General features: G+C 48.4%; 17 protein-coding genes. 4 read left to right on the top strand and 13 right to left on the bottom strand.

Annotated features, from left to right (window positions below):
- Nucleotides 1–36 precede the first annotated feature (36 nt).
- Nucleotides 37–1,911, bottom strand: a complete 1,875-nt coding sequence (locus tag BACCOPRO_RS15385) for an AAA domain-containing protein (protein WP_040311585.1) — start codon at nucleotides 1,909–1,911, stop codon at nucleotides 37–39.
- A gap of 128 nt (nucleotides 1,912–2,039) precedes the next feature.
- Between BACCOPRO_RS15385 and BACCOPRO_RS15380 the strand changes: the two genes are divergently transcribed.
- Nucleotides 2,040–2,864, top strand: a complete 825-nt coding sequence (locus tag BACCOPRO_RS15380) for an AAA family ATPase (RefSeq protein ID WP_008145064.1) — start codon at nucleotides 2,040–2,042, stop codon at nucleotides 2,862–2,864.
- Nucleotides 2,865–2,875: 11 nt separating this feature from the next.
- A complete protein-coding gene (locus tag BACCOPRO_RS15375; RefSeq protein ID WP_008145062.1) occupies nucleotides 2,876–3,874 on the top strand; it encodes a DUF4435 domain-containing protein in 999 nt (332 codons plus the stop codon).
- Here BACCOPRO_RS15375 and BACCOPRO_RS15370 read toward each other — a convergent pair whose 3' ends face one another.
- From BACCOPRO_RS15370 to BACCOPRO_RS15345, 6 genes are all read right to left on the bottom strand, one after another.
- On the bottom strand, nucleotides 3,875–5,230 hold the full coding sequence (locus BACCOPRO_RS15370) for an MATE family efflux transporter (RefSeq protein WP_008145060.1): 1,356 nt from the start codon (nucleotides 5,228–5,230) through the stop codon (nucleotides 3,875–3,877). It lies immediately after the preceding gene.
- Between the two features lie 19 nt (nucleotides 5,231–5,249).
- Nucleotides 5,250–5,660 carry a PaaI family thioesterase gene (locus BACCOPRO_RS15365; RefSeq protein WP_008145058.1) on the bottom strand — a complete coding sequence of 137 codons (411 nt, stop codon included), beginning with the start codon at nucleotides 5,658–5,660 and terminating at the stop codon, nucleotides 5,250–5,252.
- 5 nt (nucleotides 5,661–5,665) lie between these two features.
- Complete coding sequence (locus BACCOPRO_RS15360) at nucleotides 5,666–6,718, bottom strand: DUF2027 domain-containing protein (RefSeq protein WP_040311584.1); 1,053 nt, start codon at nucleotides 6,716–6,718, stop codon at nucleotides 5,666–5,668.
- A 185-nt stretch (nucleotides 6,719–6,903) separates the two neighbouring features.
- The gene (gene phnW, locus BACCOPRO_RS15355) at nucleotides 6,904–7,995 is read right to left on the bottom strand and encodes a 2-aminoethylphosphonate--pyruvate transaminase (RefSeq protein WP_008145054.1); all 1,092 of its coding nucleotides are present in this window, start codon (nucleotides 7,993–7,995) and stop codon (nucleotides 6,904–6,906) included.
- 25 nt (nucleotides 7,996–8,020) lie between these two features.
- Complete coding sequence (gene phnX, locus BACCOPRO_RS15350; RefSeq protein ID WP_008145053.1) at nucleotides 8,021–8,821, bottom strand: phosphonoacetaldehyde hydrolase; 801 nt, start codon at nucleotides 8,819–8,821, stop codon at nucleotides 8,021–8,023.
- Complete coding sequence (locus BACCOPRO_RS15345; RefSeq protein ID WP_008145052.1) at nucleotides 8,818–10,206, bottom strand: DUF5690 family protein; 1,389 nt, start codon at nucleotides 10,204–10,206, stop codon at nucleotides 8,818–8,820. Before BACCOPRO_RS15345 ends, phnX begins: the two co-directional genes overlap by 4 nt.
- 303 nt (nucleotides 10,207–10,509) lie before the next feature.
- On the opposite strand from BACCOPRO_RS15345, the gene BACCOPRO_RS15340 reads away from it, so the two are divergent.
- Nucleotides 10,510–11,403, top strand: coding sequence for a hypothetical protein (locus BACCOPRO_RS15340; protein WP_008145051.1), 894 nt, complete (start codon nucleotides 10,510–10,512; stop codon nucleotides 11,401–11,403).
- An 82-nt stretch (nucleotides 11,404–11,485) separates the two neighbouring features.
- Entirely contained in the window at nucleotides 11,486–12,703 is a 1,218-nt protein-coding gene (locus tag BACCOPRO_RS15335; protein ID WP_008145050.1) for an S-adenosylmethionine:tRNA ribosyltransferase-isomerase, read from the top strand.
- A 217-nt stretch (nucleotides 12,704–12,920) separates the two neighbouring features.
- Here the strand turns inward: BACCOPRO_RS15335 and BACCOPRO_RS15330 are convergent, their stop codons facing one another.
- The 6 genes from BACCOPRO_RS15330 to BACCOPRO_RS15305 form a co-directional block, all read right to left on the bottom strand.
- Complete coding sequence (locus BACCOPRO_RS15330; RefSeq protein WP_008145049.1) at nucleotides 12,921–14,957, bottom strand: M13 family metallopeptidase; 2,037 nt, start codon at nucleotides 14,955–14,957, stop codon at nucleotides 12,921–12,923.
- Nucleotides 14,958–14,979: 22 nt separating this feature from the next.
- A complete protein-coding gene (locus BACCOPRO_RS15325; protein WP_008145048.1) occupies nucleotides 14,980–16,914 on the bottom strand; it encodes an ABC-F family ATP-binding cassette domain-containing protein in 1,935 nt (644 codons plus the stop codon).
- A 129-nt stretch (nucleotides 16,915–17,043) separates the two neighbouring features.
- Nucleotides 17,044–18,318, bottom strand: a complete 1,275-nt coding sequence (locus BACCOPRO_RS15320; protein WP_008145046.1) for an adenylosuccinate synthase — start codon at nucleotides 18,316–18,318, stop codon at nucleotides 17,044–17,046.
- Between the two features lie 19 nt (nucleotides 18,319–18,337).
- Nucleotides 18,338–18,799, bottom strand: coding sequence for a Fur family transcriptional regulator (locus tag BACCOPRO_RS15315; protein ID WP_008145044.1), 462 nt, complete (start codon nucleotides 18,797–18,799; stop codon nucleotides 18,338–18,340).
- 53 nt (nucleotides 18,800–18,852) lie between these two features.
- Nucleotides 18,853–19,527: a DNA alkylation repair protein gene (locus tag BACCOPRO_RS15310; protein ID WP_008145042.1), complete on the bottom strand. Its 675-nt coding sequence runs from the start codon at nucleotides 19,525–19,527 to the stop codon at nucleotides 18,853–18,855.
- Nucleotides 19,528–19,567: 40 nt separating this feature from the next.
- The coding region (locus BACCOPRO_RS15305) for a dipeptidyl-peptidase 3 family protein (RefSeq protein WP_008145041.1) at nucleotides 19,568–21,026 on the bottom strand (1,459 nt) is incomplete at its 5' end.

Here is a 21,026-nt window from a genome sequence, read left to right as displayed (position 1 = left end):
CTTTAATCTGCAAAGACCTGCCTTCCTGCCCCGATACTAATGTGATACCGACTGAATATATTCATACAGTTTTCTGTAAAAGGCATGACGGGTCAGCGTTGACACATCTCCCAAGATGATCAGTTTCATGCGGGCACGGGTTATGGCAACATTCATACGACGTAAGTCACTGAGAAAGCCAATCTGCCCGTCTTCGTTGGCACGCACCAGACTGATCAGGATTACATCCCTTTCCTGACCCTGAAAACCATCAACCGTATTGACTGTAATCAAGGAACGGTAAGGCTTGAAAAAAGGATCCCGTTTAAGCAACTGTCGCAGATACTGCACCTGTGCTTTGTAAGGAGATATCAATCCCACATCAATGCGTTCTTCCAGAAAACGTTCTCTTCCGATCTTGGTAATATATGTTTTCAGCTGACTTACGGAAAGTTCAGCTTCTGCCTTATTGATACGTCCGTAATTCTCTCCCACAAACTCCTCGTTACAGTCCATATCTTCCGTATCAATCCACTCTATCGGTGTATCAAAATCAAGAATACTGCGGTATTTCACTTCGGGAGCCGACTGCACCATTCCTCCATAAAACCAGTCAGAAGAAAAGCGCATGATCTCTTCATTCATGCGATATTGCAACTTCAGCAAAGCTACGGTTTCCGGCTTGTTCTTCACAATTGTCTGCATCAGAGTTTCACCCAGTCCTGCCCGTAATGCCTGCGGACATTTGACTGTCGGAGGAAGCTGACAATGATCACCAGCCAGAATCACCCGATCCACTTTACGGATCGGAATCCAGCAGGCTGCTTCCAATGCCTGCGCCGCCTCATCGATGAACAAAGTCCCGAACTTCTGCCCTTCCAGCAACCGGTTGGCACTGCTTACCAGCGTACAGGCAATCACCCTCGCTTCAGCAAACAAAGAAGCATTGATACGTATTTCAAGTTCCGTAGCCCGGTCTTTCAGTGAATTGATCTTCTGCCGGATACTTTCCCGGTCCGAAGCTTTCCGCATCCGGGCATAAAGTTCACGAACAGCCTTGCGGATGCTCCACAATTGCGGATAGTCCGGATGAGACTCAAAACGACGTTCGTATGTAAATGAAAGCATTTTATCGTTTACCCGACTCGGATTTCCGATACGCAACACACTGACTCCCCGGTCTACCAGCTTCTCGCTGATCCAGTCAACAGCCATGTTGCTTTGTGCGCACACCAGCACCTGATTCTCCCGATGAAGTGTTTCGTACACTGCTTCCACCAGTGTAGTTGTCTTACCTGTACCCGGAGGACCATGTACAATCGCTACATCCTTGGCATGAAGCACTTTGTTGACCGCTTCTTCCTGTGTCCGGTTCAGCCAGGGAAAACGGACAGGCTGAAATGAAAAGGACGACACAGGCTGCCGGCCATGAAAGATATCACGTAACTCTGCAAGGCGATTATTACGCGCACTGATCACTCCCTTCAGTGCTTCAAACATCAGCCGATAACTGGTTTCATCAAAATACAGCTGTACTCCCAACACCTCCTGAGCCTGTAAAGCCAACAGAGCATCTGCATTGGGAAGGACTACCACCATCCGGTCTTCTTCCACATAACTGACCGTAGCTGTAAAGGAAAGATAGTGTAACTTGCCAAAAGTATCTTGCGTAAAGAAACAAACAGGACGCCCATATTCAAACAAATGTTCAATCTCCCGGTCTTCAGTGCGCTCAACTTCTACAACCAGCTGATTCAAGGCATTATAATAACTCCGTCCCAGATGAAGCGGATACCAGCACATGCCCCGTTTGACCTTCCGGCCTATTCCCATCAGTTCGGTCTGCTGACGAAACTGTTCCTTTTCATATTCATATTCCATCTGCAACAACTCATACTGACGTTGCAAGGAAAGTATCGGCGAATCTGTCATCAATGCGTTTTTTATGTTCCTTTTCTCCTGCAAAGGTACAAGTTATTTGAAAAAAGAATTGATTAATTCCCGGATTCTTCTTAATTTTGTTTGCAACGAGAACAATAACCAGACAGATGGAGGCTATCATGAAAAAGCAAGCTGACTATATCAAACGCATTGAGATCAAAAGACTTTGGGGACGGAAAAATATTTCATGGGACTTGCGTCCCGATGTAAATATCCTGAGCGGAATCAACGGAATCGGGAAAAGTACCATCCTGAACAATTCTGTAAGAAGCCTGAACGCCCTTGAAGGAGGTGCATTAACCAATGGAGCACAGCCTGGAGTGTCTTTCATCTTCTCTCCCGAAGATGCCACTTTCATTCACTTTGACGTCATCCGCAGTTTCGACCGACCGCTTATCAATTCAGGACTGCTGGAAAAAATAGGCAATCAGAATGTCAAAACGGAACTGGACTGGCAGCTTTATCAGCTTCAGCGACGCTATCTGGACTACCAGGTCAATATCGGCAACCGAATTATTGAACTGCTGACGAGCGGCGTACCGGAAGACCAGTTGAAAGCTACCGAAGTGTCACGCCCCAAGACACGCTTTCAGGATCTGATAGACGACCTCTTTCAGGAAACCGGAAAGAAAATCATCCGAAAAAGCAACGAAATTCAGTTTGAGCAGGATGGAGATATCCTCACTCCTTATCAACTTTCATCCGGAGAGAAACAAATGCTCGTCATCCTGCTGACCGTGCTCGTACAGGACAACCAGCATTGTACTCTTTTTATGGATGAACCGGAAATTTCCCTGCACGTGGAATGGCAACAGCGGCTGATCAGCCTGATCCGATGCCTGAATCCCAATGTACAGATCATTCTGACCACTCATTCTCCGGCCCTCATCATGAACGGATGGCTGGATGCCGTCACCGAGGTCAGTGATATAACGACTCTTTAAATGCTAAGATTATGGGAAAAAGACTTACTGAAAACCTTTCTTCCCTCTACATAGAGGCAGCCAACAGCCTGCGTCCGAAGAAAGCAAGAAGAAAGATCGTAGCTTATGTGGAAAGCTACGATGACATCTCCTTCTGGCGTGCCTTACTGGCCGACTATGAAGACAATACCCGATACTTTGAAGTCATGCTTCCCTCACAGGATTCGCTGGCAAAAGGCAAGAAGACCGTATTGATGAACCATCTGGGAAAACAGCTCGGTGAAAATATGATTGCCTGTGTGGACAGTGACTATGACTATCTGTTGCAGGGACGGACACAGACATCACGTTATATGATTGAGAGTCCGTATGTACTCCAGACCTATGCTTATGCCATCGAGAACTATCATTGCTATGCAGAAGGCCTGCACGAAGTCTGTGTAACCGCTACCTTGAATGATCACCGCCTGATTGATTTTCCGGCATTTATGAAATTATATTCCCAGATTGCTTACCCATTATTTATATGGTCTGTATGGTTCTACCGCCGGCATATCCTGTCAGAGTTCTCCCTACTTGACTTCTGCTCATACGTCAAGCTGGATCAGGTAAGCACACGCCACCCGGAACGCAGTCTGGAAAATATGGCCAAAAAAGTAGAGCGCAAGCTCAGGGAACTGGAAAGAAAACATTCCAATGCCCTCCACGAAATTGAATCCTTAAAAGCGGAACTGCTCAATTTGGACGTAACCCCGGACAATACCTATATGTTCATCCAGGGACATCACATTCTGGACAACGTGGTCATGAGACTACTGATTCCGGTCTGTACCGTGCTACGCAGGGAACGTGAACAGCAGATTCACGATCTGGCCCTGCATAACATTCAATTACAGAACGAACTGACGAACTATCAGCGCAGTCAGGTGGCCGTCGAAGTAGTCATTCATAAAAACCTATATTACAAAAATTCTCCTCTCTATAAAAAGATACAGCGCGATGTGGAGAGATTCCTGAAAATCATCAAGTGATCATCCCGGAATACGAGAGAGAATTTTCGGAAACTTCCAGGCAAAAAGCAGCGTACAGCAAACAGCAGCCGTGGCATCAGATATCGCTTCGGCTGCATAAATTCCATTCACACCCCAGAAGCGGGGCAACAACAAAGCCAGAGGTATCAGAAGGATCACCTTGCGAAGCAGGGCAATGAAAATGGAAATCCGCGCCTGCCCCAAAGCAACAAACATATTCTGACAGGCACGCTGCAAACCGAAGATCGTCATCCCGGCAAGAAAAACCGGCATTACACAACGTACCGTACCGATCAGAACTTCATCATCGGTAAAGGCTGAAGCTACAACCGACGGGAAACAGATCATCAGCAGCATCAGTGCAAAATTGAAAGAGAACATGGTGATCAGTGAAATCCGGAAGCAGGATCTCACCCGATCCTTATAGCCGTGACCGTAATTGTAACTGGCCACCGGAACAAATCCCTGCGCAAAACCCACCAAAGGAACACTGGCAAACTGCATCGCACTCTGAAGAATAGCCAGGGCACTGACATGAATATCGCCAAAATGTTTCAGACTACCGTTCAGCACAAACCCGACAAGGCTTTCCGTACTCGCCATGATGAAAGGCGAAACGCCCAGGGCCAGCATAGACAGAACGATCCCTTTGTCCAGTTTCATGTAACGGCGTTCCAGCGGAAGCGAAGCCTGTCGGGAAAACAAAAAGCGCAACACCCATCCGGCACTGCATGCCTGAGACAGAATAGTAGCCAGTGCTGCTCCCTTTACTCCCATGTCCAGCCCGAAGATAAAGACCGGATCGAGCACAATATTCATGGCTGCCCCGATCAGAACAGAAGTCATGGCTATACCTGGCCTGCCCTGTGTATTGATAAAAGCATTCAGCCCCACTGAAAGCTCGACAAACAAGGTGCCCAGCAAATAGACAGACAGATAATCCTCCGCATATCCCAGAGTATGTTCCGAAGCTCCCGTCAGCAACAGCACGGGTTCCATAAACAGATACGCCAGTGAAGAAGTCACAACCGTAAAAAGCAAAAGCAGGACAAATCCATTCCCTAATATCTTTCCGGCCCGTTCCCGGTTTCCCTGCCCCAAAGCAATGGCAGCAAGCGGTGCACCTCCGGCACCGACTATGGCTGAAAACGATGATATCAGAATCACAATGGACATGGTGACTCCTACCCCTGCCAGTGCATCCGTGCCGATTCCGGGGATATGGCCGATATAGACACGGTCGACAATGGCATAAAGTAAATTCACAAACTGCGCCGCTACGGCCGGCAAAGCCATCCGGAAAATCAGACGCAGCATGGGATCTGTCCCTAACCGCTCTTCGTAGGAATGATTCATAACCAACGCTCCTCCGGATTTATTTCAAGGTTTCTACCGGAAGTTCCTCGTTTTTCCGGTAGCCGGAACTGGTAAAAATCGCAACAAGCTGTCCTTCATCGTCCGTAATCCGTACCTCGATGAAAGGTACCCGGGCGTGACTGAAAGTCTCCGTCGCTTCAGCATACACGTACCCTTCATGCGCCGAACGCAGAAATGTAATGTTTGCATTCAGCGAAAGCGTCAGTTTCAGATGACTGTTCGCCACCGCAGCAAAAGCCAGGTCAGCCAGTGTAAACAGGGCACCTCCCTGACAGACACCTCCTGCATTCAGGTGTTTCACCGTAACAAGCATCCGCGCCCGGGCATATCCCGGAGACACTTCCAGCAGCTCCACGCCGGCATTGGCTGCAAAATGATCCTTTGCCAGCAATTCCTTCAATGTTTTCATAAGCCTCAACGAATGGTTACCATGGTTGCTCCGAAACCATATTCACGGAACGAAGCATCCTGACTCGGATAATTTTTATACTTGCGTTTCAGTTCATCCAGAATCGCACGGCGCAACACTCCGTCTCCCTTACCGTGAATAAAGACAATCTTCTGTCCCTTTCTGGTACGATACTCTTCCAGTGTCTTGCGGAAGACATCCAGCTGATAATTCAACATTTCCGCATTACCCATTCCTGTCGTATCATCCAGCAGTTCATGAATGTGCAGATCGACTTCCACAATATCATTCTTCACCTTCGGACCTTTCTTCTGAAGTTTGGCCGGAACCTCGTCCCCCTTTTTCCCCAACAGGGCATCCTTGATATCCTCGGCAGAAACAAACACCTGGCGGGCTGTTTCGTCATCACGTACAATGTCATAGATCAGGGCCGGTTCCGGGAAGAAGTCATTCTTCTCGAATGTATGAAGTTTGTAGAACTTCACCGTGTCAATACGCAATTCCTGACAGACTACATTTTTCATCAGGAAAGTACGGTCATCCTTATAAGCCATCAGCTGTACAGCCACGTGCTCCAGGCCGTTCAGTGCACTCCGGTCGAACTCTTCCAGATGCAGTTTCATATTCGGCTTCACGGTTCCCCGGCTTCTCAGCGTCCAGCTCTTGCCTTCGGCCGAAAGATACAGATAGTCTACAAAATAATTGCTGTCGTTCACCAGGTATGCATCAAAAGCCGTTGACGAGATTTCCCTGATATCCTGAGGCACATAAGCCAGGAATACATTCAGGACATCGTTCCCCCGGATCTCAGGAGCCCGGTAAGTAATGGGCTTTTCTTCTTCCGGCTCTTCCTCTTCCACTGCCGGAGCAGCAGGCTTTGCAACAGACTTCAACGGAATATTATAGTCGTCGGTCTGTATCACCACACACTCCTTGATCAGCATCGGAATTTCAAATCCGTCTTCACCTTCCACCAGTGCAATGTCCTTACCCTGAAATCCTCTCACAATGCCGCCTCCCACTTCACTCAGGAAACGGACTTTATCTCCTATTTTCATATTCGTTACATTTTTTACTTTCGCAAAAGTAGAAATTTTTATCCATACTATCACGAAAAAAACGTCCCGGTCTTTTCATCAAAAGGCCGAAACGTTTTACTTCAAACGCCGAAACATTTTTTTAAAAGCTGGAAGCCTTTTCCGGCTATGCCTGTTCCAGCTCCGACGAATATGAACAACCCCAATTAATTCTGACGAACTTCCTTGACAGCTTCAATCAAACGGAGGAAATCAGCAGGATAAACATCTCCGATATTACCGATACGGAAAGTATCTGCCTGAGAAATCTTTCCCGGATAGATCACAAAGCCTTTTGCTTTCAGCTGCTGATAGAAATCCTTGAAATCAAAGTCTGCAGAAGGATAATAGAAGGAAGTGATCACCGGCGACTGTTCTTCATCCGGAAGCAAAGTCTTATAACCCAAAGCACGCATGCCTTCTACCAGGGTACGGTGGTTTTCGCAATAACGGGCATAACGGGCTTCAATACCTCCTTCGGCCTCCAGTTCCTTCAATGCCTGCATAAAAGCACGAACCACATGAGTAGGAGAAGTGAAACGCCATTTGCCATGACCTTTTTCCATCGTTTCCCACTGGTCATACAAGTCGAGCGACAAAGAACGTGCCACTCCCTTGCACTGTTCCAGCAACGAACGGCGGGCAATGATGAAACCGAATCCCGGCACACCCTGAATACACTTGTTAGCACTGCTGATCATAAAATCAATTCCCAGCTTCGCCATGTCAATGGGTACTCCGCCAAAACTGCTCATGGCATCAACGATGAACACTTTACCATGTCGTTTGACCACTTCGGCAACTTCCTCCAGCGGATTCAGGACACCGGTCGTCGTTTCACAATGAACCACAGAAACATGTGTCACTTCCGGATGTTCATTCAGATACTGATCAATTTGCTTCGGATCTACCTGCTGCGTTTCTTCAAACTTCATTACGGAGCAGTTGATCCGATAATAATCAGCGATTACTCCCATACGCTTGCCATAAGCACCGTTGGCTGCAACCAGCAGATGATCTTCCGGACGAACCACTGTTCCCAATACAGATTCCACACAGAAGCTTCCGCTTCCCTGCATTAATACCGCAGTATATTCCTCAGGGCGGCTTGAAGCCAGCTTCACCAGTTCCTTGCGGATTACTTCAACAATGCCCAGATTATAATCTTCATCCCAGGTACACCAGTCGCTCATCATAGCTTCTTTTACAGTTTCACTGGTAGTCAAAGGTCCGGGGGTCAACAACAAATAAGGTCTCATATCTTGATTCGTTTTTAAAGTTCAATTATTTCATTTCATTCTCCATACGTGCATTGATGCTCTCGATCAAGGCAGGCAGCTCACAGATGCTGTCCACTACATAATGTGCACCGGCAGCATACATCCGGTTTCTGACTGCAGCCATGCGTTTCTTCAGTTCGGCTTCAGGAAGTTGCTTGACTTCATCTTCTGTCAGTCCCATCTCGTTACTTCCCAGAATTACTCCGACACTCCATACTCCGGCATTCACACCTTCCTTGATATCAGAAATCGTATCACCGTATTTCACAACAGACAAGCGTGAAGGTACAGCCAGATCACACATATTCTTATAAATCATATACGGATAGGGACGGCCGGCCGGAAGTCCGTCGGACGTAACACAATTGTCCGTACGGTAACCTTTTTCTGCTGCAGCAGGTACCACTACATCCATCATCTCACGGGTATATCCGGTGGTTGAACCGATCTTGATTCCCATCTTGCGCAATACGTCAATCGTTTCGATCACGTCTGAAATCGGAGCCGTATACTCTCTCAGCGTAGCAAACAGCAGACGCTGGAACTCAGCATAACGTCCTTTTACATCTTCCTCTCCATACACTCTTCCATACTTCTGACGGAATGCTTCTCCAATCCGCTCCATGTCAAACAGCGCACGGATATGATCAATCTTTGTCAACCCCATCGGACGGCGGGCTTCTTCCGGAGTCACCTCAATTCCGATCGCACGAAAACTCTCAATAAAAACCGATACAGGTGCAAAACATCCATAATCAATGGCTGTACCAGCCCAGTCCATAATCACACATTCAATTTTTTTCATATTGTCGTAGTCGTTAAATATACATTATTTTCTTCCATTACAACCTGCTCACCGGTCTGGGTCTTTCCCTGGTCAGGACTCTGGGGAGGAACCAGTTTCCGGTTTTTCTTCCAGGTCATATATACCAGCGATCCCATGAATGCAATACAGCAGGTGATTCCAACCCAGACGCTCATCTGATTGTAGAAAACAGCCCAATTGATATGGGAAGCAAAGTATTCTTTAAAGAACAGAAGGGCCAGAGTTCCGAGATATCCCACAAAGTCAATGGTGATGATAAAGAATCCTACATTACCCCGAATCTTGAAACATGCAATGAAGCGTTCGAAAAAGATTGTCTGAAAACTGAGATAAGCAATGTCCAGACAAAGGCTTTGCAAGAAGAGCCATATATGTACCGGGATGGCCAGTTCCTCAAAGTTGGCGGCGATGAAGGCCAGCGTACCCATACCTGCCGTTGAAAGAACCAGCAAGATACACAGTACTTTCAGGTGGTCGTATGTCGTTGCCAGCAGGGCGAACGCTGCCAGCATAACCAGTGTGGCGATTGAATCGATCTGTGCAAAGGCCCAGGAAGAAACCTGACTGACATCAATGATACAGACGATGAAATCTTCTTTGATGTCCCGCTGAACCGTCAGCAGCAGATTGGCAGCAAACAGCATGATCAGCAACGGCATGAAACGCCGGAAGAGTTCCCATCGCTGACGGCCGTCAAGCGTAACGCGGACAGAGCGGGAAGCAATATCCGCAGCACTGGGACTGGGGAATCGGGTCATCATCCACCCCGTAAGACACAGCAGCGGGAAAGCCAGTGCACCGATAAGAGCCGGCATCCAGAACTCACTGACATGAAGCGTGTTCAGGGCATATAATCCGAGCGATTTGGCCAGACCGGAACTCAATGCCATGCTCACTCCCATGATACTGGCCAGAATATCAGTTGTCCGACGGCCTTCCAGGAAACTGAAAATCACTCCCCACATGCATCCCAGCGAAAGCCCGTTGAAGAACAAGGCAATGATATTGTAAGGTACAGGAAGAAGCCCGAACGCCAGCAAGGAAGCTTCTGACAAGGCAGCCGAGCCGATGATAAACTTCAGACGTCCTTCCGGTTTCAATTCTGAGATATATTTAATTCCCAACAGCTTGGCAACAACATATCCCAGCAACTGAACCATGCTGACCGCAATCTTATAATCCATACCGGCAACCTGCAGTCCGTCGAACACAGCCGCCGTGAAAGGTTTTCTCAATGCATACACCAGCGAATACGAAAGAAGTGCCGTACCTCCTGCCCAGAGTACAAACAACCAGTCAGGAACAGGAGCCTTTTTCTTTTCGGAACCGGGTAAAGTTATTGATGTTTTTTCTATGGTTTTCATATCATCTTTTTTCAAATCCGATGCAAAAGTAAAGCACCTAAATCACTGAAAAAATGAATATTCCATGATTCATAACCCTGTAACAATTCAGAAATATTCATGCAACAGGATTCTCACAGAAACAACACACAACCTTATCAGAAACGAAACAGGATTGTAATATTCGCTTCCCCAATATAGGGTTCTGAACGCATCTTCGGGCTGACGGAATATAAAAAAGAACCGGATTCACATAAAAAAACAAGGATCACTGACGGAAAAACATTAACTTTACTCCCCCAAATCTATTATACCTCACATTGCATGGATGAACTGAAACAAATATATGAACGCATCACCCTTCTGCGACAAAAAGGAATCAAGATGAAAGAAATTGCCGGACAGACCGGCTTTTCACCCAGTGTGCTGTCTGCCCTTTACAGCACTGTGCTCCCTGCGTTCTTCCAGAATCAGAAAAAAGGAATGAACAACGAAGAAGCACTGGATCAGGCTCTCGTTTGGGTAAACAATATATCCAAAAAGAAACTGCTGGGTTCACTTCCCAGCCTGAAGGCTTCCCTGTTCGCCATGCAAGTGACTCCCAAAGTTCCGACAGGAGAAAACGACAACCCTTTCCTGGCAGAACTGGAAGCCAATATGCGGGAAACCCTTTCGTGGATTGCCAATTATAGCGGTATCTACATCAGTTACAGTCTTTCTTCCACCAGTCAGGCCATGAAGGTCGAGCCCTATCTCATCGTTCCGGCCGAAAAGGGAAACTACGTGGAAGTGATCCACAACAACGTCTACGGAACAACTCATCATGGGGCTGCCCTGATGAACGGGACCAATCATCTATATTTGGCATTCAACGAACACAAGACGCCCCAGCTGGCCCTTTTCCATATCAGCCTGAAGCTTCCGATGTATGACCGTCCTCCATTCCTCCGGGGGGTCTATACCTGCTTTGACTATAACTATAACCCCATTGCACGGCGTATCCTGTTTGTAAAAGTATCCGAAAGCGTTGCCCGGGATGAATTCATGAAGCTGAAAGGACAGCTGAAAACCTATGACCAGCTTGACGAAAAGGAGAAACGTTATTATCAATACACCTGCCAGCCGGAGGACATCATCCGGATCTGCAACATCCCTTCTCCCACTATGACCGAAGAAGATCTGGACATGGAAAAGAAACTGCTGACGATTTCAAAATAGACGGCCGGTACAAGTATTCGCGGTTTTCTTTCCGGATTTGCACAAATGTGCGTAATTTTGCAAAGAATGAATCATAGCGAATATGGAAGAAACAAAACATATCAAAATCAGCGATTACAATTATCCGCTGCCCGATGAACGCATCGCCAAATTCCCGTTGCCCGTACGTGACCAGTCCAAACTCCTTGTGTACCGTCACGGTGAGGTAAGCGAAACCCGTTTTACTTCTCTTCCCGATTACCTGGAAGCCGGAGAACTGATGATCTTCAACAACACGAAAGTCATTCAGGCGCGTCTGCATTTCCGCAAGGAAACCGGTGCCCTGATTGAAATATTCTGTCTGGAACCCATACAGCCCAACGATTATGTGCTGAACTTCCAGCAGACCAGCCACGCCGCCTGGCTCTGCATGATCGGCAACCTGAAAAAATGGAAGGAAGGATCACTTCATAAGGAAATGAACGTGAAGGGACATACGATTACCCTGACTGCCACACGCGGGGAATGCCGCGGCACCAGTCACTGGGTGGATTTCACCTGGGATAACCCGGAAATCACCTTTGCCGATATCCTGGAAGTGTTCGGCGAACTGCCCATTCCTCCCTATCTGAACCGGGAAACGCAGGAAAGCGACAAGGAAACCTATCAGACTGTTTACTCAAAGATCAAAGGATCCGTAGCGGCTCCTACTGCCGGCCTGCACTTCACTGAGCGCGTGCTTCAGGCTCTTCGTGACAAAGGTGTCGACCTGGAAGAGGTGACACTCCATGTCGGAGCAGGAACTTTCAAGCCTGTGAAGAGCGAAGAAATTGAAGGTCACGAAATGCACACCGAATATATTTCTGTCAACCGGCAGACTATTGAGAAACTGATCGCACACGGAGGAAAAGCCATCGCCGTCGGTACGACTTCAGTCCGTACGCTGGAAAGCCTGTACTACATCGGTGTGACAATAGCCTCTCATCCTGATGCCGGACAGGAGGAACTGCACGTCCGGCAATGGCAGCCTTACGAAACTCATCCTACGATGACGACCGTGGAATCGCTTCAACAGATCCTTGACTACATGAAACGTCACGAGCTGGAAGCCCTGCACACCAGTACACAGATCATCATCGCTCCGGGCTATACCTACCACATCGTACAGAAAATGGTCACCAACTTCCATCAGCCGCAAAGCACCCTGCTATTGCTGGTGTCAGCCTTTGTCAAAGGAAACTGGCGGACCATCTACGATTACGCTCTCGCCCACGACTTCCGTTTCCTCAGTTACGGTGATTCTTCCCTGCTGATCCCCTGACAGCAGGAAAGAAAAAAAGTTGTCTTACGTTCCCCAAAAATTGTGCGGTCGTTGAGCCCCAAACGTGCAGTCGTTGAAGCCTAATCGTGCGGTCGTTTGAGCCCGATCGTCCAGTCGTTGCGAAAAGGGAAAAGCACCGGAAATAATGATAAAAAAAGTCCGGAACCCTGGGATCAATTCCCGGTTCCGGACTTTCTGTTTGGATACGGTAAGTAAATTACCAAATATTTACACGCTTTTCAGGAGCGATGTACATCGGATCTTTGTCTGTAATTCCAAATGCATCATACCATGCCTGGATATGAGGCAGAGCGCCGTTTACACGCCATTCTCCCAAAGAGTGAGGATCAGACTTCGTATACTGACGGATAGCTTCTTCGCGGATGTTTCCGGCCCACAGAGCTGCGTATGCCAGGAAGAAACGCTGATCGGCTGTGAAGCCGTCTACAACTCCCAGCGGAGCATCCTTTGTTGCATTGCGGTAAGCCAGATAAGCCACGTTCAGTCCTCCGTGGTCTGCCAGGTTCTCGCCCAGTGTCAGCTGGCCGTTTGCCTTCAGTCCCGGAAGCACTTCAATGTTGTTGAAGAAGTCTACCATTACCTGAGCACGTTCGTTGAAGCGTTCAGCATCGCCTGCTGCCCACCAGTCACACAGGTTACCGTTCTTGTCGAACTGTCGTCCCTGATCATCGAATCCGTGAGTCATTTCGTGTCCGATCACAACGCCGATAGCTCCATAGTTGAAGGCATCGTCAGCATTCATGTCGAAGAACGGATACTGAAGAATAGCGGCCGGGAAGCAGATTTCGTTGGTTGAAGGATTATAATAAGCATTGACTGTCTGCGGAGTCATCAGCCATTCGTCCTTGTCCACCGGCTTTCCGACACGGCTGTACATGTCTCTCACTGCCCATTCAGAAGCACGGCAGACATTAGCCCAGTAAGAGTCTTTCTTGATTTCCAGGCTGGAGTAGTCTTTCCATTTGTCGGGATAACCCACTTTTACATGGAAAGCTGCCAGCTTTTCAGCGGCAACGGCCTTGGTGCTGTCGCTCATCCATTCCTGTGCCTGGATGCGTTCGCCCAGTGCAGTCTGCAGGTTCTTCACGAGGTTCACCATGCGTTCCTTGGCTGCTGCGGGGAAATATTTTTCCACATACATCTGTCCTACAACTTCACCCAGCATACCGTTTACTGCATTAACGGCACGTTTCCAGCGAGGCTGGTTCACCTGACGGCCGGACAATACCTTGCCGTAGAAATCGAAGCGGGCAGCCACGAAGTCATCGCTCAGACAGCTGGCAGCAGCGTCGATCAGGTTATATTGCAGATAAGAAATATGTTTTTCCAGCGGCAGGGTGCTGATCAGTTTGTCCACTGTCTGCAGCGGTTCAATCTGTTCCACGTTCAGTTCTTCCACGCCCTGTACGCCCAGACCTTTCAGGTAAGCATCCCAGTCAATTCCGGAGAACTGCTTCTTCAGGTCAGCATAAGTCATCTTGTGATAATTAGCTTCCGGATCACGGCGCTGAACAGCGCTGAAAGAAGCCTTTGCAATGGTTGTTTCGATTTCCAGTACATCGTTCATCTTCTGCTCAGCCTCAGCATCTGTGAAACCTGCCAGCTTGAACAACTTGGTGATGTAGAGTTTATACTGTTCACGGATGTTGGCAGTCACGCTGTCTGTATCCAGGTAATATTCCTTTTCGCCAAGGTTGATACCTCCCTGACTGATCTGGAAAATATTCAGAGCACTGTTCTTCGGGTCTGCATATACATAGCTGCTGAAATAGGTACCAATGCCGTCGTATGCCATTTCGGCGATCATCGGAACAATCTGCTTGCGGTCGCTGATGGCTGCAATTTTGTCCAGCTGTGCCTTGATGGGAGCTATTCCGTCGCTGTTCAGTTTCACACTGTCCATAGCCAGTGTATAAAGATCACCGATCTTCTGTCCCTGAGAGCCCGGCTCATTTGTCTGCGATGCAAAGCTTTCAATCAGTTCGCGAAGCTGCTTCTGATTGGTTTCAGCCAGCATATCAAACGATCCGTAGCGGGAATATTCGGCAGTCAGAGGATGACTGTCATTCCATCCGCCACAAGCATAACGGAAGAAGTCCGTACCTGCGGCAACTGTCGTGTCAAGGTTTGCCAAATCAATACCGGAAGTATTCTTCACTTCCTTTTGGCTGGTACAACCGGTCATTGCGGCAAAAGCCATTGCTGCAACGGCCACATAATGTTTAGTTTTCATAAGCTTTTATATCTGTTAAAAGTTACTTGAGTTCTTCCAGTTCCAGCGAAAGACGTTCCCATTCTTCTTCTTCGGAAGCAACCTGCTGCTTCAGCTGACGGTGTTGCTCATACAGTTGCATGTCGGAAGCTCCTTCAGGTGTTGCCATCTTGTTTTCCAGTTCCTGAATCTGCTGTTCCAGCTTGCTGATGCGCTCTTCACATTCGGCAACCTGCTTCTCCAGCTTACGGGCCTTGCGGGCCTGTTCCTTCTGAGCCTCATACGAAAGCTTGCTTTCGCTGACCGGTTCGGGCGCAGCCTTGCGGGCTTCACTCGTGGGCGACTGCGACAACTGCAGTTCATTCAGGTTTTCCATCTGTTTCTTTTGCAGGAAGTCATAGATTCCTCCAATGTGTTCCTTCACCACACCTCCGCCGAATTCGTAGACCTTGGTTACCAGTCCGTCCAGGAACTCACGGTCGTGGGACACGACGATCACCGTTCCGTCGAATTCCCGGATGGCTTCCTTCAGCACGTCCTTGGAACGCATATCCAGGTGGTTGGTAGGTTCGTCGAGTATCAGGAAGTTCACCGGTTCCAGCAACAGCTTGATCATGGCCAGACGGCTCCGCTCTCCTCCCGAAAGCACCTTGACTTTCTTGTCGGAGGCTTCTCCGCCAAACATGAATGCTCCCAGAATGTCACGGATCTTCAGACGGATGTCTCCCTTGGCTACCCGGTCAATGGTATCAAATACGGTCAGTTCGCCGTCAAGAAGCTGTGCCTGGTTCTGGGCAAAATAACCGATCTGCACATTGTGTCCGATCACCAGCTTGCCATCGTATGGAATCTGATCCATGATACACTTCACCAGAGTGGATTTTCCTTCTCCGTTCTTGCCGACAAAGGCTACTTTCTCTCCCCGGCTGATGGTCAGGGTTACGTCGTGAAAGACTACATGATCGCCATAGGCTTTTCGGACTCCTTCGCAGATAACGGGGTAATTACCCGACCGGGTGGCCGGAGCAAACTTCAGATGCAGGCTGGAAGTATCTTCCTCATCCACTTCGATGGGAACAATCTTCTCCAGCTGCTTGATGCGGCTCTGTACCTGCACTGCCTTCGTAGCCTTATAACGGAAACGTTCGATAAAGTCTTCCGTATCCTTGATTTCCTTCTGCTGGTTTTCGTAAGCGCGAAGCTGTTGCTCGCGGCGTTCCTTGCGGAGCACCACAAACTCATCGTAGGAAACCTTGTAGTCGTAAATCCGTCCGCAGGAGATCTCAATGGTACGGTTGGTCACATTGTTGATGAAAGCCCGGTCGTGGCTGACCAGTACAACGGCACCCGGACTGACACGCAGGAAGTTTTCAAGCCACTGGATACTCTCGATATCCAGGTGATTGGTCGGCTCGTCGAGCAGAAGTACGTCAGGACGACGCAACAGCAGCTTGGCAAGTTCGATACGCATACGCCAGCCTCCGCTGAACTCGGAAGTGGGACGGTCAAAGTCTTTCCGGTCAAATCCCAGTCCCACCAGGGTACGTTCTATTTCGGCTTTGTAATTTGCTCCCCCCATCATCAAGAAACGTTCGTTCTCATGGGTGAAACGGTCAATCAGTTCATGGTAGCTTTCCGAATCGTAATCCGTACGGTCTGCCAGTTCCTGATTCATTCTGGCCAGACGATCCTGCATCTCGAATATGTGTTCGAAAGCCATTTCCGCTTCCGCCATCACGGTACGCGTATCACTGAGTACCATCACCTGCGGCAAATAGCCGATGGTAATACCGCGCTGTACGGCGACAGTTCCTTCTGTGGGCCTTTGCAGTCCCGCAAGGATTTTCAGCATGGTAGATTTTCCGGCTCCGTTCTTTCCTACCAGAGCAATACGGTCTTTTTTATTGATCACGAACGACACATCCTGAAACAGAGGTGTCACGCCAAATTCGACTTTCAGTCCTTCTATTGAAATCATACGTATATACTTGCGCTACAGAATGTCGGCAAAGGTAAGAATAAAATTGCTAAAAGCAAAAACGCAGGCCGGAAACCTCCTGTTTCCAGCCTGCGTCTATAGCGTTTTTCCCTTATATAATAAGGTCTGTTATTCTGCTTCGGTATAACGTTCAATAGTCTGTGCGCGGTCAGGACCTACTGATACGATCTTGATCGGAGTTTCCAGCTGTTCTTCGAGGAAAGCAATGTATGCATTGAATTCTTCGGGGAACTCATCTTCACTGGTCATCTTGGTCATGTCAGTCTTCCATCCGGGAAGTTCCACATACACCGGTTCTACACCTTCTGTAATGTCATACGGAAAGTAATCGATCTCTTCTCCGTTTACCTTATAAGCCACACAAGCCTTTACGGTATCGAAGCCGTCGAGTACATCACTCTTCATCAGGATCAGCTGAGTAACACCATTCACCATAATGGCATAACGCAAAGCAACCAGATCCACCCATCCGCAACGGCGTTCACGTCCGGTTACAGCTCCGTATTCATGACCCAGATCACGGATAGTCTTACCGGTTTCATCAAACAGTTCGGTCGGGAACGGTCCGGAACCTACACGAGTACAGTAAGCTTTCATGATACCGTATACCTCTCCGATCTTGTTCGGGCCCAGTCCCAGTCCGGTGCAGGCTCCTGCACAGATAGTATTGGAAGAAGTCACGAACGGATAAGAACCGAAGTCAACATCCAGCATCGTACCCTGTGCACCTTCGCAAAGTACGCTCTTGCCTTCCTTCAGCAGTCTGTTCACTTCGTGTTCACTGTCTACCAGCGGGAACTGGCGCAGGTATTCGATACCTTCCATCCACTGTTTTTCCAGTTCAGTGATATCGTAAGAATAGTTCAGACTCTTCAGTATCTTTTCGTGACGGGCTTTGGCCGCAGCATATTTTTCTTCAAAATTATTCAGGATATCTCCCACACGCAAACCGTTACGGCTTACCTTGTCTGTATAAGTAGGACCGATTCCCTTACCGGTAGTTCCTACCTTTGCATCGCCTTTGGCTGCTTCATATGCAGCATCCAGAATACGGTGAGTCGGCATAATCAGATGAGCCTTCTTGGAAATGTGCAGGCGTTCCTTCAGCGGGTGTCCGCTTGCTTCCAGCGCTTCAGCCTCAGCTTTGAACAGTGCCGGATCCAGAACAACTCCGTTACCGATAATATTTACCTTGTCGCCCTGGAATATACCTGAAGGAATGGAACGAAGCACATACTTCTGTCCTTCAAATTCAAGAGTGTGACCAGCATTCGGGCCGCCCTGAAAACGAGCAACAACATCATAGCGGGGTGTCAATACGTCAACAACTTTACCTTTGCCTTCGTCTCCCCATTGCAAACCTAACAAAACATCTACTTTCATGCTTTTCAGTTTTATAAATTTATTTATGTTTCTTACGCTTGAGTCCCATACACTTGCTACAGAGTCCATATATATATAAGGAATAATGCGAAGGATAGAATCCCTTCGTACGATACTGGGCAATGGCTAACTTCAGATTTTCATCCTCAAACTCGGAAACCTTGCCGCAGGAAGTGCAAATCATGTGATGATGGGTTTCGTTATTGTATGAACGCTCATACTGCGAAGTATTGCCAAACTGATGCTTGATCACCAGACCTGCATCAATCAGCAGGACAATCGTATTATAGAGCGTGGCCCGACTGACACGGAACTTTTCCTTTTCGGCCATGTAACAATAAAGCTCATCAATATCAAAATGGCCCTTGATGGAATAGATTGTTTCGAGTATAGCATACCGCTCGGGCGTCTTCCGATGTCCGTTCTTCTGAAGATACTCTGTGAGGATCTGCCTAACCTTATCTTTTATATTCTCTTCCATCCGTTCATACGTTCAGTCGTCAAAGATAACTCTTTTTAAGTAATCCAAGAAAATTACCGGCAATATTCTGCCTCATTTTTTATTTCTTCCGCAATAGCACTCACTCCGGGGCGCTGTGACTTCGACAGAACAGCCAGCGGTTTTCCCAGTTTCTTCATATTTTCACGCGACTGGCAGCCAAACTTGCACAATGCCAGAGCAGCAGCTTTCCGTATTTGCAGCGAATCGCTTTCCAGAGCTGTAAATGCCTGATCCATAAACTCGGCTTCTGCCCGGTCGTTCAGCGTCATGCCGTTCATCAGCAGCCGGGCCATCAGCAGGAAGCCGCAAAGCTGGAAGTATTCGCGTTCATCGGCTATCCAGCAGAACACCACTTCCGCTGCATAGGGAAGGTGTTGAAACAAATTCATCACCGTATATTGTGCCAGTTCCGAATTGTGTATATCTTCCATCCAGATCTCTGCAATCTCCCGATAGAAGGTATCGACCGGTTGCAGCAGCCCGGCCATAATCTTACACTCCCGGATGTTCTCCTTCCAGAGTGCCTGAGCCAATTCGTGACTGGGTTCGTAGCCTGCTGCGATTTCTCTGATACGCGGATACTCTATTCCAAAATTCAATTTGTAGTCAAGTCCTTTTTCGCGCATGCTTTGAGAGACAACTCCGTTCATATACAAACGGAATTTAGCTTTGATATCTTTCAGAGTTTCGTGTAGTTGATCTGTCATTTCCTTGATTCTTTATAGTTGCCGTAAGTGTCATTCCGTCTCAGTCTTCCGTTACATTCGCATAATCCCGGCTGTAACGAAGCATCTGGGCGGCATATCCTTCCGTATAGTCTACTTTCACATCAGTCCAGCGCCCTTCCGCATCGTAACAAGGTGTATACACCGGATTGATGAACCCTTTGTAGGGAGCCAGATGCAGTTGCCGGTAACGTTCCAGCACCTCTGCATGCAAGGCAGGATCAATCCGTACGGCATAGGTTTCCACCAACTGGCGGGCAGCCTCATAATCGCCTTCACTCTTGATGTGCTGTACTTCGGCCAGCAGGCGGCCGAACAGACTCCGCAACTGCTCATAGTCGTTGATGCGGACAAATGTCTTGCCGTCGCGGACCACAAGTTCCACAACTTTTTGTTCCGCTCCCTGTTCCAATGCCCACCGGGCAATCAGCTGACGGTTACGCATGTGAGCTTCCTCGACATTGCATCCCGGCTCGATACGCACCAGCTGGGTCATCAGTCCGTTCATCATGTAAGCATAATATTCCGCCTTATACGCTTCCGCATCAGGCACCAGTCCCAGTTCCACCATACGGGGATCCGGAATATAATACAGTCCGAACAGGTCGGCACGCGCTTCCTCTATCGTTGAACCGTATGCTTTCAACGCATCCGGATCAACACCCGGCAGCAAGCGTCCGGAACCGTGTCCCAGACATTCATGCAGATCGGTATGTAAATCACCGGTGATGTCTGCATATTTATCCAGCAATCCGATCTCGACAGGGCTGTATACAAACTCGTCGCGGAAACCGTTTCCACGGGCCGCCTGGTTATAGGCCGATGTCAGGTTGCCGATAGTTACCGATTTGGATCCGTGCACGCTGCGTATCCAGTTGGAGTTAGGCAAATTGATACCGATAGCCGTACTGGGGTACAAATCACCGCCAAGCATGGCTGCCGTAATCACTTTGGCCGAAACACCTTTCACCTTTTCCTTGCGGAACTGAGGCGCCACCGGAGAATGATCTTCAAACCACTGGGCATTCTCACTGATGAGTTCCGTACGGCGAGTTGCTTCCAGATCCTTGAAGTTAACAATAGATTCCCAGCTGGCCTTGATACCCAGCGGATCACCATAGCTCTCGATGAACCCGTTAACAAAGTCCACCTGGGAATCCGTATCTTTTAACCAGACAATGGAATAGGCATCAAACGTCTTCAGATCGCCCGTGCGGTAGAACTCCGTCAGCAGGCGGATCACCTCACGCTGACGGTCATTTTCGGCTACCTCAGCAGCCTTGTCCAGCCAGGAAACAATCTTTTGCAAAGCTTCTCCGTACATGCCTCCAATCTTCCATACCTCTTCCTGTACCACACCATCCTTTTTCACCAGACGGCTGTTCATGCCATACATGACCGGTTCAGTTTCTCCGGGAGTCTTCATGGCGGCATAGAAATCCTCGGCCTCCTGCTGAGTGACTCCTTCATAATAATTGGCC

Origin of the sequence: Phocaeicola coprophilus DSM 18228 = JCM 13818, from assembly GCF_000157915.1 — a bacterium.
In the GTDB taxonomy this organism is placed as follows: domain Bacteria; phylum Bacteroidota; class Bacteroidia; order Bacteroidales; family Bacteroidaceae; genus Phocaeicola; species Phocaeicola coprophilus.
Note: the sequence above shows the minus strand (reverse complement) of the source record. Positions and strands in the feature narration are given on the sequence as shown.

What these genes read in the sequence shown, in the direction of transcription:
- BACCOPRO_RS15385 (WP_040311585.1), bottom strand. Translation starts at nt 1,911, where the DNA reads ATGACAGATTCGCCGATACTTTCCTTGCAACGTCAGTATGAGTTGTTG.
- BACCOPRO_RS15380 (WP_008145064.1), top strand. Translation starts at nt 2,040, where the DNA reads ATGAAAAAGCAAGCTGACTATATCAAACGCATTGAGATCAAAAGACTT.
- BACCOPRO_RS15375 (WP_008145062.1), top strand. Translation starts at nt 2,876, where the DNA reads ATGGGAAAAAGACTTACTGAAAACCTTTCTTCCCTCTACATAGAGGCA.
- BACCOPRO_RS15370 (WP_008145060.1), bottom strand. Translation starts at nt 5,230, where the DNA reads ATGAATCATTCCTACGAAGAGCGGTTAGGGACAGATCCCATGCTGCGT.
- BACCOPRO_RS15365 (WP_008145058.1), bottom strand. Translation starts at nt 5,660, where the DNA reads ATGAAAACATTGAAGGAATTGCTGGCAAAGGATCATTTTGCAGCCAAT.
- BACCOPRO_RS15360 (WP_040311584.1), bottom strand. Translation starts at nt 6,718, where the DNA reads ATGAAAATAGGAGATAAAGTCCGTTTCCTGAGTGAAGTGGGAGGCGGC.
- phnW (WP_008145054.1), bottom strand. Translation starts at nt 7,995, where the DNA reads ATGAGACCTTATTTGTTGTTGACCCCCGGACCTTTGACTACCAGTGAA.
- phnX (WP_008145053.1), bottom strand. Translation starts at nt 8,821, where the DNA reads ATGAAAAAAATTGAATGTGTGATTATGGACTGGGCTGGTACAGCCATT.
- BACCOPRO_RS15345 (WP_008145052.1), bottom strand. Translation starts at nt 10,206, where the DNA reads ATGAAAACCATAGAAAAAACATCAATAACTTTACCCGGTTCCGAAAAG.
- BACCOPRO_RS15340 (WP_008145051.1), top strand. Translation starts at nt 10,510, where the DNA reads ATGGATGAACTGAAACAAATATATGAACGCATCACCCTTCTGCGACAA.
- BACCOPRO_RS15335 (WP_008145050.1), top strand. Translation starts at nt 11,486, where the DNA reads ATGGAAGAAACAAAACATATCAAAATCAGCGATTACAATTATCCGCTG.
- BACCOPRO_RS15330 (WP_008145049.1), bottom strand. Translation starts at nt 14,957, where the DNA reads ATGAAAACTAAACATTATGTGGCCGTTGCAGCAATGGCTTTTGCCGCA.
- BACCOPRO_RS15325 (WP_008145048.1), bottom strand. Translation starts at nt 16,914, where the DNA reads ATGATTTCAATAGAAGGACTGAAAGTCGAATTTGGCGTGACACCTCTG.
- BACCOPRO_RS15320 (WP_008145046.1), bottom strand. Translation starts at nt 18,318, where the DNA reads ATGAAAGTAGATGTTTTGTTAGGTTTGCAATGGGGAGACGAAGGCAAA.
- BACCOPRO_RS15315 (WP_008145044.1), bottom strand. Translation starts at nt 18,799, where the DNA reads ATGGAAGAGAATATAAAAGATAAGGTTAGGCAGATCCTCACAGAGTAT.
- BACCOPRO_RS15310 (WP_008145042.1), bottom strand. Translation starts at nt 19,527, where the DNA reads ATGACAGATCAACTACACGAAACTCTGAAAGATATCAAAGCTAAATTC.